The sequence below is a fragment of the Pseudomonas sp. PME37.24/025 genome (genome assembly GCF_055556615.1).
The window spans coordinates 178,169-192,323 of record NZ_JBVHNK010000006.1 but is presented as its reverse complement, the minus strand read 5'-3'; the positions used below and the strand labels follow the sequence as shown (position 1 = coordinate 192,323).

The window sequence follows — 14,155 nt, the reverse complement described above, 5'->3', positions numbered from 1 at the left end:
GTTTTACATTTATTTGAGCCATACTGGGATTAACGGTTGACACTCCGGCGTTCGCCTGTAGAATGCCGCCACACAGACGCGGGATGGAGCAGTCTGGTAGCTCGTCGGGCTCATAACCCGAAGGTCGTCGGTTCAAATCCGGCTCCCGCAACCAAACATCAAAAAAGGCTACTCGAAAGAGTGGCCTTTTTTGTATCTGTTGAAAAAGTCCTTTCGCAACAATGATCTGTCACTGTGCAGCGAGCTGTTCGGGATCGCCAGACTGTGAGTTCAGAGCAGACTGAACCGCAGATGAAACCTTCTACGACTGATGACGCGCCATCGCCCACATCCGGTGAGAGGCGTTAATATTTGTGATTATTTTTTTCTACAGGGATTGGTAACTTGGCTGGATACCTCCATCCTGTCGCGCACAATCCAAGAGGTGATTGATGCGCGCCAACTCGTCTGATCCACAAGACACCGTCACAGCGACACAACCGATCAAAGCCGAGCGTCTGCGCTTGCTGGATCGAATCAGCAAATATCGCCAACCCATTGGTCTGGCGGTCACTTTGCTGTTGTTCGCCATTGCGCTGATTGCCTGTCGTCACCTGCTGAGCGAACTCGATCTGTACGCGCTGCACGACTCGATTCTGGAAGTGCCGAAACCTGCCTTGCTGGGCGCGCTCGGCGCGACCGTCATCGGCTTCATCATTCTGCTGGGTTACGAATGGTCGGCCAGCCGTTATGCCGGCGTGACGCTGGCGCCGCGACTATTGGCATTGGGCGGCTTCACCGCGTTTGCCATTGGCAATGCCATCGGCCTTTCGCTGCTGTCAGGCGGCTCGGTTCGCTACCGTTTATATGCACGTCATGGTGTGGGGGCTTCGGAAGTTGCGCACATGACCCTGTTCGCCAGCCTCTCGCTCGGCTGCGCCCTTCCGCCCCTGGCCGCCCTCGCCACCCTCAGCAACCTGCCCGCCGCCTCCATGGCCCTGGGTTTCTCCGAGACGTTGCTGGGTGCGATTGCAGTGATCGTGCTGCTGCTCTCTACGGTACTGGCCATCGGCATCTATCGCCGTCGCTTGCCGGAACAGCCTTACCCGGACAACCTGCTGGTCAAGGTCGGCCGTCGCACCTTGCGCCTGCCGGGTCGCCGACTGACGTTCCTGCAACTGGTCATCACCGCTCTGGACGTGGCCGCCGCCGCGACAGTGCTCTATCTGTTGCTGCCGGAAGCACCGCCCTTCGGTGCGTTCCTGCTGGTCTATCTATTGGCCCTGGCCGCTGGCGTGCTCAGCCATGTACCGGGCGGTGTCGGGGTATTCGAAGCGATTTTGCTCGCGGCCTTCGCCGACAAGCTCGGTGCCGCGCCACTGGCCGCCGCGCTGCTGCTCTACCGCCTGATCTACGTAGTGCTGCCGCTGCTGGTGGCTTGCGTACTGCTGCTGATCAACGAAGGCCAGCGCCTGTTTCAATCGCGCCAGTCCTTGCGTGCTGCATCTGGCATGGCCGCGCCGATTCTGGCGGTGCTGGTGTTCCTGTCCGGCGTGGTGCTGCTGTTTTCCGGCGTGACGCCAGAAATCGATACCCGCCTTGAACACATTGGCTTTCTGATTCCGCATCGTTTGGTCGACGCCTCGCACTTCGGTGCCAGCCTGGTGGGCGTGCTCTGCCTGCTGCTGGCTCAGGGGTTGCGTCGCCGTCTGTCAGCCGCGTGGATGCTGACCACCATTCTGTTGTTGGTCGGCGCCCTGCTCTCTCTGCTTAAAGGCTTCGACTGGGAAGAGGCTTGCCTGATGACCCTGACGGCGAGTTTGCTGGGGGTTTTCCGACGTTCGTTCTATCGCCCCAGTCGCCTGACTGAAGTGCCGTTTTCACCGCTGTATCTAGTGTCCAGCCTCTGCGTGCTCGGCGCGTCGATCTGGTTGCTGCTGTTCGCCTATCAGGACGTTCCCTACAGCCATCAACTCTGGTGGCAGTTCACCCTCGACGCCGATGCCCCGCGAGGCCTGCGCTCGCTGCTCGGCGCTGCGGTCCTGCTGGTGGTGGTGTCCCTGACCTGGCTGCTGCGCACCGCGCGCCCGGTGATCCACCTGCCAACGCCCGATGAACTGGAGCGCGCGGTAAAGATTCTCATGGCCTCCGCCCAGCCGGATGGTGGCCTGGCCCTGACCGGTGACAAGGCGCTGCTGTTTCACCCTAACGACGAGGCGTTTCTGATGTACGCCCGCCGTGGTCGCAGCCTGGTGGCGTTGTATGACCCGATCGGCCCGACCCTGCAACGGGCGGAAATGATCTGGCAGTTCCGCGACCTCTGCGATATCCACCACGCCCGCCCCGTGTTCTACCAAGTGCGCGCCGAGAATCTGCCGTACTACATGGATATCGGCCTGACTGCGATCAAGCTCGGCGAAGAAGCCCGGGTCGATCTGCACCGCTTTGATCTCGAAGCCAAGGGCAAAGAGATGAAGGACCTGCGCTACACCTGGAATCGCGGCACCCGTGATGGCCTGTCGCTGGAAATCCATGAGCCTGGGCAAGCGCCGATGGACGAGCTCAAGGTGATTTCCGATGCCTGGCTGACCGGCAAGAACGTGCGCGAGAAAGGCTTCTCGCTCGGGCGTTTCAGTGATGATTACCTCAAGCACTTCCGTGTCGCGGTGATTCGTTTCGAAGGGCGCCCGGTGGCATTCGCCAACCTGCTCGAGACCTACGGCCATGACCTGGCCAGCCTCGACCTGATGCGCGCGCACCCCGACGCCCCGAAGCTGACCATGGAGTTCATGATGGTCGGCCTGATTCAACATTATAAAAATCATGGATACGCGCGCTTCAGCCTGGGCATGGTGCCGTTGTCGGGGTTGCAACCCCGACGCGGCGCGCCATTGACCCAGCGCTTGGGCTCGATGGTATTCCGCCGTGGTGAGCAGCTGTACAACTTCCAAGGTTTGCGCCGCTTCAAAGACAAGTTCCAGCCCGACTGGGAACCCCGTTATATGGCCGTGCCCGCCGGACTCGATCCGCTGGTGGCCTTGGCCGACACTGCCGCCCTGATTGCGGGCGGCTTGACTGGATTGGTGAAACGCTGATGATTCAACGCTCCCTGCGGTACGTACTGGCCACACTGGTAGTGCTGGCCCTGATGGTCGGTGGCGGTTACTGGTACCTGAAACGCCCGGCACCAGAACCGACCCTCGAACGGCTAACGCCGGCCGATGGTGCCGCGATGACCCGCGTCATCCCCGGCAACACGCCGAAGGCTCAGGTGCTGGTGGCGGTCAATGAAGACCAGAAACTCAATGACAAGCAATTGACCACCCTGAGCCGCAGCGCCTCGGCGCAAATAGTTCAGGTGATCTTGCCCAAGGACTGCCTGCTGCAAAGCCGCGCCCTGCAAGCGGGTTTGCGCGAACTGAAAGGCCCGGCCACTCTGGTCAGCGGCATCGGCCCTGGCGCCGTGTTGGCATGGCGCTGGCTGGCCGAGCAGAAGGACGACAAGGCCCAGGCCATTTCGGTTGACCTGGCCCTGGAAAAACCCGAGGGCTGCACTCACCTGCTGCCAAAAAGCGCCGCCCACGGCCACTGGCTCGTGGCATGGAACGACAACCCGGACGACACCAGCGCCGGCTTCGTGCGTGACCAGCCCAATGCCGAAACCAGCATCAGCGACTACGACATCAACCTGCCGCAAGTGCTGAACAACGAACTGCGCAAGATCCTCGTCGGCGGCGATAAAGCCGCTGGTGGCCTGCAGATTCCGGTGGTCGAAGTGCCGGCCGGTCAGGCCAAGGACACCGTCACCCTGTTCCTTTCCGGCGACGGCGGCTGGCGCGACCTGGACCGCGACGTGGCCGGCGAGATGGCCAAGATCGGCTACCCGGTGGTCGGCATCGACACCCTGCGCTACTACTGGCAGCACAAGAGCCCGGAACAAAGCGCTCTGGACCTGACCGAACTGATGCAGCACTACCGGCAGAAATGGGGCACCAAGCGCTTCATCCTGACCGGCTACTCGTTCGGCGCGGACGTACTGCCCGCCATCTACAACCGCCTGCCGGAAGCCGAACAGCAGCGGATCGACGCAATCATCCTGCTGGCCTTCGCCCGCACCGGCAGCTTCGAAATCGAAGTCGAAGGCTGGCTCGGCAACGCCGGCAAAGAAGCCGCCACCGGCCCGGAAATGGCCAAGCTACCGCCGGCAAAAGTGGTGTGCATCTACGGTGAAGAAGAAGTCGACGAGAGCGGCTGCACCGACAAGACCGCCGTGGGCGAAGCGATGAAACTGCCTGGCGGCCATCACTTCGACGAGAACTACCCGGCGTTGGCCCAGCGGTTGGTTGATGCCATCGAGAAGCGTCAAGCGAAGGAGACGGCGGCTCAAGAGTGATCTGAGCCGCGCTCACAAAAAAGCCCCCGAGACCTCATGGTGCGGGGGCTTTTTCATTTGTACAAAGATCATCTAGACGCCGCAAATTCCTGTGGGAGCGGGCTTGCCCGCGATGGCGGTATGCCTGTCACATTAATGCTGGAACTACCGCCGTCATCGCGGGCAAGCCCGCTCCCACAGGGTTCTTCGTTGGATTGAGATGTAACCCTGTCCGCTGTCCTAGGACAAAGGACACTCGCCAACCCAGGCCAAATGGACAATCAATTCGATTTATCGCTGGGAAGACAACTTCTCAGGCACTCCTTATATCTGTGAAATCGCTTGTTTAATTCAGGCATGGCGATTTCGGATGACTCTCACAAACCTTGTAGGCAAACTCCGAATCTTGCGTTTTGGCACTTTGATGCCTTGTTGCGTTTTTCTTCGACGGGATACTCTCCGGACGTCGCTGACCATTCAGCGATCGGGCTTGGAAACCCGTCGAACCAAAGCGCACCAGCGCCCTATCATGACTGCAGACGTTTTTTACGACTGCAATCCTGAGTTATGGTGGCTGTGCGTGGGACGCCTTTGGGCGTGCCGGTTCCTTGGTTCCCGGTTTTCCAACCTGCGTACAGCCGCCACCTATTCGCTTGGAAACGAAAGTGTCGGCTCCTCGAACCTTGGAGTAACACAATGACGAAAACAGATACGTCCGCGATTTCAGAACTAAAAACCATCGGCCTCACCCCGCTCATCTACTGCTCGGATCAGGCGTTGTTCAACGTCCGCGCCGGCGTCCCCATCATTGATGCATTGTCACAAGCCTCCGATCTGCTGTTCCTCGCCAAATCATTTACCGAGGATGCAGCCTACATAAAAGACACCGACCGCCACGCCTGGGCCGCGCATTATTTGACGGCTATGTCCAAGGCAGTGATTGATGATGTGGTGAAGGTGCTGACACCGCGACCTGCCCGGACAAAGACCGAGTCTGAAGAAGAGCTGCCTGAAAGCCAGTAAAGGCGCAGGGACGGAAAAGCCGCGTTCCAGCAGACACTCAAATACCTGTGGGAGCGGGCTTGCCCGCGATGACGGCAGCAGATCCAACATTGATGTGGCAGACATACCGCTATCGCGGGCAAGCCCGCTCCCACGGAGTTCTTCGTTGGATTGGGATCAAATGCCGGTCAATAAAAAGCCCCCGCTACCTTCATGGCAGCGGGGGCTTTTTCATGTGGCTTACATCTCGACTTGCGTACCCAACTCAATCACCCGGTTCAGCGGCAAATTGAAGAACCGCAGGTTGCCATTGGCATTCTTCAACATGAAGGCGAACAACAACTCGCGCCAACGGGCCATGCCTTCGAGTTTGGAGGCGATGACCGTCTCGCGACTGAGGAAGTAGGTCGTGCGCATCGGACTGAAATTCAGGTCATCCAGATGGCACAGTTTCAAGGCCTCAGGCACGTCTGGCTCGTCGGTGAAACCGAAGTGCAGGATCACCCGGAAGAAGCCTTCGCCGTAGGAATCGACATCGAAACGCCGTTGTGGCGGGACGCGCGGGATGTCTTCGTACACCACTGTCAGCAACACCACTTGCTCGTGCAACACCTGGTTATGCAGCAGGTTGTGCAATAGCGCGTGAGGCACGGCATCCGGGCGAGCGGTAAGGAACACGGCGGTGCCCTGAACCCGATGCGGTGGTTGCACACGGATGCTGCTGATGAAGATCGGCAGCGGTAACCCGCCTTCGTCCAGTCGCTCCACCAGCAATTGCTTGCCGCGTTTCCAGGTGGTCATCAACACGAACAGCGCAATACCAGCAATCACCGGGAAGGCACCGCCCTGAATGATTTTCGGCACGTTGGCGGCGAAGTACAGACCGTCCACCAACAGGAAACCCAGCAATACCGGAACCGCGAGGATCGGTGGCCACTTCCACAACAGCAACATCACCGCCGACACCAGGATGGTGGTCATCAGCATCGTGCCAGTCACCGCCACGCCGTAAGCCGAAGCCAACGCGCCGGAGGACTCAAAGCCTATTACCAGCAGGATCACGCCAACCATCAGCGCCCAGTTCACCGCGCCGATATAGATCTGGCCTTGCTCGGCACTGGATGTGTGCTGAATGTGCATGCGTGGAATGTAGCCGAGCTGGATCGCCTGACGGGTCAAGGAGAACGCACCGGAGATGACCGCCTGCGAGGCAATCACCGTGGCCATGGTTGATAACGCCACCAACGGGATCAACGCCCAGCTTGGTGCCAGCAGATAGAACGGGTTACGGGCGGCTTCCGGATCACCGAGCAGTAACGCACCCTGACCGAAGTAATTCAGCACCAGGGCTGGCAGAACCAGAATGAACCAGGCCCGGGCGATAGGCTTGCGACCGAAGTGGCCCATGTCGGCGTACAGCGCCTCGGCACCGGTCAATGCCAGCACCACGGCGCCAAGAATCGTGACCCCCATGCCCGGGTGGACCATGAAGAAACGCACGCCCCACACCGGATTCATCGCCTGCAACACTTCCGGATGCTGACTGATGCCATACACGCCCAGCGCGCCGAGCACCAGAAACCAGGTGACCATGATCGGCCCGAACAGAATGCCGATCCGCGCCGTACCGTGGCGCTGAATCAGGAACAATGCCACCAGCACGATCAACGACAGCGGCACCACCCAATGGTCGATGCCCTCGAAAGCCAGCCCAAGGCCTTCAATGGCCGAGAGAACGGAAATTGCCGGGGTGATCATGCTGTCGCCATAGAACAGCGCCGCGCCGATCAGCCCGCAGACCACCAGCAAAGTACGCAATTTTGGATGCCCCGCCGCTGCCCGTCGGGCCAGGGCGGTCAAGGCCATGATCCCGCCCTCGCCCTGGTTGTCGGCACGCAGCACGAACATCATGTATTTGATCGAAACGACCCAGATCAGCGACCAGAAGATCAGCGCCAGAATGCCCAACACGCCGTCATGGTTGACGGGCACGCCATAGCCACCGGAAAACACTTCTTTGAGGGTGTACAGCGGGCTCGTGCCGATATCGCCATACACCACCCCGACCGCCGCAACCAGCATGCCGATCGGTTTTGCTGCCGAATGCTCGGCGCCCGCCGCTTGACTACTTGCCTGCCCCATCCAAAACTCCTACTACTCAAACCCGGACTTCTTATAAGAAGCACTATGCCTTGTCGTGCAGCATGCGCTGTTTTACTTGTTGTTACAGACGTTTTATTGACTGTAGAAAATCGGTAAAGCGTAACGGCGCGAAGCATAGCGCAGCACTCGTCGTATTTCCCTGCATAAAGCTGGTCAAGTGCGCCGCCCATCGCTAGAATTGCGCACTTTTTGATCAGAGGCGCAGAAAACGTCCTTTCTCACGAGTCACTGCTATTTTTTGACGAGTCAAAAAGCAGCGTATTCAGGAGACAGAACGTAAGCGCCCGTCTGTCGCCTTGCCGTTCTCGGCTGGAGGCGTCCCAAAACACCGAGGTTAGACATGTCCACCACTCCTGCGCCGGCCAATCCAAAAGTTGGCTTCGTATCCCTGGGTTGCCCCAAAGCACTGGTCGACTCCGAGCGCATCCTTACCCAGCTGCGCATGGAAGGCTATGACGTTGTGTCCACTTATCAGGACGCCGACGTCGTGGTGGTGAACACCTGCGGCTTCATCGACTCGGCCAAGGCTGAGTCTTTGGAAGTGATCGGCGAAGCCATCAAGGAAAACGGCAAGGTCATCGTGACCGGCTGCATGGGCGTCGAAGAAGGCAATATCCGCAACGTGCACCCAAGCGTATTGGCCGTGACCGGTCCGCAGCAGTACGAGCAAGTGGTCAACGCCGTGCACGATGTTGTGCCACCGCGTAAGGATCACAACCCGCTGATCGACCTGGTGCCGCCGCAAGGGATCAAACTGACCCCGCGCCACTACGCCTACCTGAAGATTTCCGAAGGCTGCAACCACAGCTGCAGCTTTTGCATCATCCCGTCGATGCGCGGCAAGCTGGTCAGCCGTCCGGTCGGTGATGTGCTCGACGAAGCCCAGCGCCTGGTCAAATCCGGTGTCAAAGAGCTGTTGGTGATTTCCCAGGACACCAGCGCCTACGGCGTCGACGTGAAATACCGCACCGGTTTCTGGAACGGCGCGCCGGTGAAGACTCGCATGACCGAACTTTGCGAAGCCCTGAGCACCCTCGGTGTCTGGGTGCGTCTGCACTACGTTTACCCGTACCCGCACGTCGACGAGCTGATCCCGCTGATGGCCGCCGGGAAAATCCTGCCGTACCTGGACATCCCGTTCCAGCACGCCAGCCCGAAAGTCCTGAAAGCGATGAAACGCCCGGCTTTCGAAGACAAGACCCTGGCGCGGATCAAGAACTGGCGCGAGATCTGCCCGGACCTGATCATCCGTTCGACCTTCATCGTTGGCTTCCCCGGCGAAACCGAAGAAGACTTCCAGTACCTGCTGAACTGGCTGACCGAAGCGCAACTTGATCGCGTTGGCTGCTTCCAGTACTCGCCCGTCGAAGGCGCACCAGCCAACCTGCTGGACGCGGCCATCGTGCCGGACGACGTCAAACAAGACCGTTGGGACCGCTTCATGGCGCACCAACAGGCCATCAGCTCGGCGCGCCTGCAAATGCGCATCGGCCGTGAAATCGAAGTGCTGGTCGATGAAGTCGACGAGCAAGGCGCGGTCGGCCGTTGCTTCTTCGATGCCCCGGAAATCGACGGCAACGTGTTCATCGACAACGGCAGCAACTTGAAGCCGGGCGACAAAGTCTGGTGCAAAGTGACCGACGCCGACGAATACGACCTGTGGGCTGAACAGATCTAAACGCAAAAAATACAAAAAGCCCTGCTCTCTTGACGAGATGCGGGGCTTTTTTACGTCTATCGTTTTGTGAGAGAAAGAACTCGCGTCATCCACGCAAGAGAGGCCAGCGGGCATGCGCCAACACTCGATCATTCACACACCGAAACAGAGCGACTACGAAGAACTCACCCAAGTGTGGGAAGCCTCGGTGCGCGCCACCCATGACTTTCTGCCCGACAGCTACATCGACCTGCTGAAGAATCTGGTGCTGACCCGCTACCTCGACGCGGTGATGCTGATCTGTACCAAAGACTCGCGCCAGCGCATCACCGGGTTCGCCGGCGTGGCGGCGGGCAAGATCGAAATGCTCTTCATCGACCCGGCGCATCGCGGCAAAGGCCTGGGCAAACAATTGCTGCGCTACGCCCTGGAACACCTGAACGCCGATGAACTGGACGTCAACGAGCAAAACCCGCAGGCGTTGGGGTTTTACTTCAAACAGGGCTTTGAGGTGATCGGTCGCTCCGAGCACGACGGTATGGGCCAGCCCTATCCGTTGCTGCACATGCGTTTGCGCCAAAACCAGCAAAGTTCACAGCATGGCTGACACAACACGGAACAAATGTGTGTGGGCTTGCTCGCGAATGCGGTGTGTCATTCACCAGATAAATTGACTGATCTACCGCCTTCGCGAGCAAGCCCGCTCCCACAAAAAGCTGCGCAGCGTAAATGGAGCCGGGATTAACCGGCGCCAGGCAGGTACAATGCCCACCCCTTTTTTGTTACGGCCCTGTCATGACTGACCCGATTCGTCTCTCCAAACGCCTCATCGAACTCGTCGGCTGTTCCCGTCGGGAGGCTGAGCTGTTCATCGAGGGCGGCTGGGTCACCGTGGACGGCGAAGTCATCGACGAGCCGCAGTTCAAGGTCGACACCCAAAAAGTCGAGCTCGACCCAGAGGCCAAGGCCACTGCGCCGGAGCCGGTGACCATCCTGTTCAACGTCCCTGCGGGCATGGACGCGGAAACGGCCATGGCGACCATCAGCGCCGAGACCCTGAGCGAAGAACACCGCTTCGGCAAACGTCCGCTCAAGGGCCACTTCCTGCGCCTGACCGCCAGCACCGATCTGCAGGCCAATGCCAGCGGTCTGCTGGTGTTCACCCAGGACTGGAAGATCCTGCGCAAACTCACTGCAGACTCCGCCAAGATCGAGCAAGAGTATGTGGTCGAAGTTGAAGGCGACATGGTGGCTCACGGCCTCAACCGCCTGAATCACGGCCTGACTTACAAGGGCAAGGAACTGCCGCCGGTCAAAGCCAGCTGGCAGAACGAAAACCGCCTGCGTTTTGCGATGAAGAACCCACAACCGGGCGTCATCGCCCTGTTTTGCCAGGCCGTGGGCCTGAAGGTCGTCGCCATCCGCCGCATCCGCATCGGCGGTGTGTCCATCGGCAAAGTGCCGTTGGGGCAATGGCGCTACCTGTCCGGCAAAGAGAAGTTCTAAGACTTTTCACGCCGCCATACATTTCGGCGCCGCTGTTTATGCGGCGCCCACTGCTGAATATCAGGATTGCACACCATGATTCATAACGACGTACTGCGCAGCGTGCGCTACATGCTCGACATCAGCGACAAGAAAGTCATCGAGATCATCAAGCTCGGCGGCATGGACGTGTCCATGGAAGACCTGCTGACGTACCTCGACAAGAAAGAGGAAGACGAGGAAGGCTTCGTACGCTGCCCAGACGAAGTCATGGCGCATTTCCTCGATGGCCTGGTGATCTTCAAGCGCGGCAAGGACGAAAGCCGTCCGCCGCAGCCGATCGAAGTGCCGGTGACCAACAACATCATCCTGAAGAAGCTGCGTGTGGCCTTCGAACTGAAGGAAGACGACATGCACGCGATCCTCAAGGCTGCAGAGTTCCCGGTGTCCAAGCCTGAGCTGAGCGCGCTGTTCCGCAAGTTCGGCCACACCAACTACCGCACCTGCGGCGACCAGCTGCTGCGCAATTTCCTCAAGGGCCTGACCCTGCGCGTTCGCCCGCAGTAAATCGCCCACGAACCTGTAGGAGCACAGCTTGCTGGCGAAGGCGATCTTGAAAACGCCTTCGCCAGCAAGCGGTGCTCCTACAGGGACGGTGGCAATTCAAGGCTGTATAGACCCTCATTCCTCGCAAAAATAGTGGCTCCGCTTCTGGCGGCTGACGACTAGGGTGTATTGACCCTCAGCTCTCAGGATTCGCCATGCATCCCTACTTTTCCCTGCAAGGCCGCACCGCTCTGGTGACCGGCGGCACCCGCGGTATCGGCAAAATGATCGCCAAGGCTTATGTCGAGGCTGGCGCCACTGTGTACGTGTGCGCCCGCGATGCCGACGCCTGCCAGCAAACTGCCTTTGAGCTGAGTGCCTTCGGGGTTTGTCACGCGGTAGCTGCCAACCTGGCCCATGAAGAAGGCGTCCAGCAATTGGCTGCGCACCTGAGTGAGCAGATCGGTCAGCTGGATATTCTGGTGAACAACGCTGGCACCACGTGGGGCGCGCCGCTGGAGAGTTACCCGGTCAGGGGCTGGGAAAAGGTCATGCAGCTCAACGTGACCTCGGTGTTCAACTGCATTCAGCAATTTCTGCCGCTGCTGCGCAAGGCCGGGTCCGAAGCGAATCCGGCGCGAATCATCAACATTGGTTCGGTGGCCGGGATTTCGTCCTTTGGCGAACAGGCGTATGCCTACGGCCCGAGTAAAGCCGCCCTACATCAACTGTCGCGGATTCTGGCGCGGGAGCTGGTGAGCCAGCACATCAACGTCAACGTGATTGCGCCGGGGCGGTTCCCGAGCAAGATGACTCAGCATATTGGGAATGATGAGCAGGCGTTGGCGGAAGATATGGCGCTGATTCCAATGCAGCGTTGGGGGCGGGAGGAAGAGATGGCGGCGTTGGCGATCAGTCTGGCGAGTACGGCCGGGGCGTATATGACTGGGAATATTATTCCTTTGGATGGCGGGTTTAGTCTCTAAGATTGGCGGTGCGGCTATCGCGGGCAAGCCACGCTCCCACAGGGTTCTTGAGCGAACACAGATTTTGTATACGACATAAGACCTGTGGGAGCGTGGCTTGCCCGCGATGACGGACTGATAGGCAACACCGATCTCGAGGCCGCTCGGGTTATCATGCCGCCCTAATCCCCCGCCTCGACCCCAAACCATGACCTATAGCGTTTCCCCCATCGGCTTCGTGCGCTCCTGTTTCAAGGAGAAGTTCGCCATTCCGCGCCAGCCGCAACTGGCGCCGGCCGCTAGAGGCGTGCTGGAGCTAGTGGCGCCGTTCGATCAGGGTGATGCGGTGCAAGGACTTGAGCAGGTCAGCCATGTCTGGCTGCTGTTCCTGTTCCATCAGGCCCTGGAAGAAAAGCCACGCCTGAAAGTCCGCCCTCCGCGTCTGGGTGGTAACAAATCCATGGGCGTATTTGCCACTCGAGCGACGCACCGGCCCAATGGCATTGGTCAATCGGTGGTCAAACTGGATAAAGTCGAAGCCAATCGGCTGTGGATCTCCGGCATCGACTTGCTGGACGGTACGCCGGTGCTCGACATCAAACCCTACGTGCCTTACGCCGACATCATCGACACAGCCTCCAACAGCATCGCCAGCGCCCCGCCATCGCTGATTCCCGTGCAGTGGACAGACTCAGCACTGCAACAGGCTCACGGCCACGCTCAGCGGCTTGATGAGCCCTTGGTCGAGCTGATCGAGCAATGCCTGGCACAAGACCCACGCCCGGCGTACCAGATTCCTGCACCGGAAAGGGAATACGGCGCGCAGTTCTGGGATGTGGATGTGCGCTGGCATTACCCCACGCCTGACCTGATCCGCGTCCTCGAGGTCATTCCCGCAAACGTCTGAACGCCAGAAACGAAAAAGCCCGCGCTACCTCTGAAGGCAACGCGGGCTTTTTTATGGTCACCACCAAACCAATGTGGGAGCGAGCCTGCTCGCGATGGCGGCGTAACATTCAACGATGACGTTGACTGACAGTCCGTTATCGCGAGCAGGCTCGCTCCCACAGGTAGAGCAGTGCAGCGGTTTCTTACTTCTCGACGAACGCACGCTCGATCAGGTAATCACCCGGCTCGCGCATCCGCGGCGAAACTTTCAGGCCGAAGCTGTTCAACACTTCGCTGGTCTCGTCGAGCATGCTCGGGCTGCCGCACAGCATGGCGCGGTCGTCCTGCGGGTTGATCGGTGGCAGACCGATGTCGCTGAACAGCTTGCCGCTGCGCATCAGGTCGGTCAGGCGGCCTTCGTTCTCGAATGGCTCGCGGGTCACGGTCGGGTAGTAGATCAGCTTGTCACGCAGCGCCTCGCCGAAGAACTCGTTCTGCGGCAAGTGCTCGGTGATGAACTCGCGGTAAGCGACTTCATTGACGTAACGCACGCCGTGGCACAGGATCACTTTTTCGAAACGCTCGTAGGTTTCCGGGTCCTGGATGACGCTCATGAACGGCGCCAGACCGGTACCGGTGCTGAGCAGGTACAAATGTTTGCCAGGCTTCAAGTCATCCAGCACCAGAGTGCCGGTAGGCTTTTTGCTGATGATGATCTCGTCGCCTTCCTTCAGATGCTGCAACTGGGAAGTCAGCGGGCCATCAGGCACCTTGATGCTGAAGAACTCGAGATGCTCTTCCCAGTTCGGGCTGGCAATCGAGTAAGCGCGCATAAGCGGGCGGCCGTTGGGCTGTTGCAGGCCGATCATCACGAACTGACCGTTCTCGAAGCGCAGGCCCGGATCGCGGGTGCACTTGAAGCTGAACAGAGTGTCGTTCCAGTGGTGAACACTGAGGACACGCTCGTGGTTCATGTTGCTCATGTACGTGGGACTCCTGGAGATTTGCCTGCGCCGATGATGTGCGCAATTGCAGCGCATTCTAATGGCAGCGACAATATCTGTTAACTGGATTATTAAGATAAGGGTTATCGGTTAT

At 59.3% G+C, this 14,155-nt stretch carries 11 protein-coding genes and 1 tRNA gene; 10 read left to right on the top strand and 2 right to left on the bottom strand.

Annotation, left to right across the window (positions count from 1 at the left end):
* Window positions 1-77: 77 nt before the first annotated feature.
* From ACZ3HH_RS12975 to ACZ3HH_RS12960, 4 genes are all read left to right on the top strand, one after another.
* Window positions 78-154, top strand: a tRNA-Met gene (locus tag ACZ3HH_RS12975).
* 277 nt (window positions 155-431) lie between these two features.
* The gene (gene mprF / locus ACZ3HH_RS12970; RefSeq protein WP_465805093.1) at window positions 432-3,074 is read left to right on the top strand and encodes a bifunctional lysylphosphatidylglycerol flippase/synthetase MprF; all 2,643 of its coding nucleotides are present in this window, start codon (window positions 432-434) and stop codon (window positions 3,072-3,074) included.
* Complete coding sequence (locus ACZ3HH_RS12965; protein ID WP_465805091.1) at window positions 3,074-4,372, top strand: virulence factor family protein; 1,299 nt, start codon at window positions 3,074-3,076, stop codon at window positions 4,370-4,372. The genes mprF and ACZ3HH_RS12965 overlap by 1 nt, the downstream gene beginning before the upstream one ends.
* A gap of 675 nt (window positions 4,373-5,047) precedes the next feature.
* Window positions 5,048-5,374: a DUF3077 domain-containing protein gene (locus ACZ3HH_RS12960; RefSeq protein WP_465805089.1), complete on the top strand. Its 327-nt coding sequence runs from the start codon at window positions 5,048-5,050 to the stop codon at window positions 5,372-5,374.
* Window positions 5,375-5,593: 219 nt separating this feature from the next.
* On the opposite strand, the gene ACZ3HH_RS12955 is transcribed toward ACZ3HH_RS12960, so the two are convergent.
* Window positions 5,594-7,495 (bottom strand): potassium transporter Kup, encoded by a 1,902-nt coding sequence (locus ACZ3HH_RS12955; protein ID WP_465805088.1) that lies wholly within the window; start codon window positions 7,493-7,495, stop codon window positions 5,594-5,596.
* Window positions 7,496-7,856: 361 nt separating this feature from the next.
* Here ACZ3HH_RS12955 and rimO point away from each other — a divergent pair, with 361 nt between their 5' ends.
* The 6 genes from rimO (at window position 7,857) to tsaA (ending at window position 13,076) form a co-directional block, all read left to right on the top strand.
* Window positions 7,857-9,194, top strand: a complete 1,338-nt coding sequence (gene rimO, locus ACZ3HH_RS12950) for a 30S ribosomal protein S12 methylthiotransferase RimO (protein ID WP_367374387.1) — start codon at window positions 7,857-7,859, stop codon at window positions 9,192-9,194.
* Window positions 9,195-9,306: 112 nt separating this feature from the next.
* A complete protein-coding gene (locus ACZ3HH_RS12945) occupies window positions 9,307-9,780 on the top strand; it encodes a GNAT family N-acetyltransferase (protein WP_465805086.1) in 474 nt (157 codons plus the stop codon).
* Between the two features lie 188 nt (window positions 9,781-9,968).
* A complete protein-coding gene (locus ACZ3HH_RS12940) occupies window positions 9,969-10,679 on the top strand; it encodes an rRNA pseudouridine synthase (protein ID WP_465805084.1) in 711 nt (236 codons plus the stop codon).
* Window positions 10,680-10,754: 75 nt separating this feature from the next.
* Window positions 10,755-11,225, top strand: coding sequence for a YehS family protein (locus ACZ3HH_RS12935; RefSeq protein WP_008010137.1), 471 nt, complete (start codon window positions 10,755-10,757; stop codon window positions 11,223-11,225).
* Window positions 11,226-11,419: 194 nt separating this feature from the next.
* On the top strand, window positions 11,420-12,190 hold the full coding sequence (locus ACZ3HH_RS12930) for an SDR family oxidoreductase (RefSeq protein WP_465805083.1): 771 nt from the start codon (window positions 11,420-11,422) through the stop codon (window positions 12,188-12,190).
* 187 nt (window positions 12,191-12,377) lie between these two features.
* Entirely contained in the window at window positions 12,378-13,076 is a 699-nt protein-coding gene (gene tsaA, locus ACZ3HH_RS12925) for a tRNA (N6-threonylcarbamoyladenosine(37)-N6)-methyltransferase TrmO (protein WP_465805081.1), read from the top strand.
* 184 nt (window positions 13,077-13,260) lie between these two features.
* On the opposite strand, the gene fpr is transcribed toward tsaA, so the two are convergent.
* Window positions 13,261-14,040: a ferredoxin-NADP reductase gene (fpr, locus tag ACZ3HH_RS12920; protein ID WP_003443014.1), complete on the bottom strand. Its 780-nt coding sequence runs from the start codon at window positions 14,038-14,040 to the stop codon at window positions 13,261-13,263.
* Window positions 14,041-14,155: the final 115 nt, after the last annotated feature.

Coding starts and splice junctions, on each gene's coding strand:
- mprF (WP_465805093.1), top strand. CDS start 432: ATGCGCGCCAACTCGTCTGATCCACAAGACACCGTCACAGCGACACAA.
- ACZ3HH_RS12965 (WP_465805091.1), top strand. CDS start 3,074: ATGATTCAACGCTCCCTGCGGTACGTACTGGCCACACTGGTAGTGCTG.
- ACZ3HH_RS12960 (WP_465805089.1), top strand. CDS start 5,048: ATGACGAAAACAGATACGTCCGCGATTTCAGAACTAAAAACCATCGGC.
- ACZ3HH_RS12955 (WP_465805088.1), bottom strand. CDS start 7,495: ATGGGGCAGGCAAGTAGTCAAGCGGCGGGCGCCGAGCATTCGGCAGCA.
- rimO (WP_367374387.1), top strand. CDS start 7,857: ATGTCCACCACTCCTGCGCCGGCCAATCCAAAAGTTGGCTTCGTATCC.
- ACZ3HH_RS12945 (WP_465805086.1), top strand. CDS start 9,307: ATGCGCCAACACTCGATCATTCACACACCGAAACAGAGCGACTACGAA.
- ACZ3HH_RS12940 (WP_465805084.1), top strand. CDS start 9,969: ATGACTGACCCGATTCGTCTCTCCAAACGCCTCATCGAACTCGTCGGC.
- ACZ3HH_RS12935 (WP_008010137.1), top strand. CDS start 10,755: ATGATTCATAACGACGTACTGCGCAGCGTGCGCTACATGCTCGACATC.
- ACZ3HH_RS12930 (WP_465805083.1), top strand. CDS start 11,420: ATGCATCCCTACTTTTCCCTGCAAGGCCGCACCGCTCTGGTGACCGGC.
- tsaA (WP_465805081.1), top strand. CDS start 12,378: ATGACCTATAGCGTTTCCCCCATCGGCTTCGTGCGCTCCTGTTTCAAG.
- fpr (WP_003443014.1), bottom strand. CDS start 14,040: ATGAGCAACATGAACCACGAGCGTGTCCTCAGTGTTCACCACTGGAAC.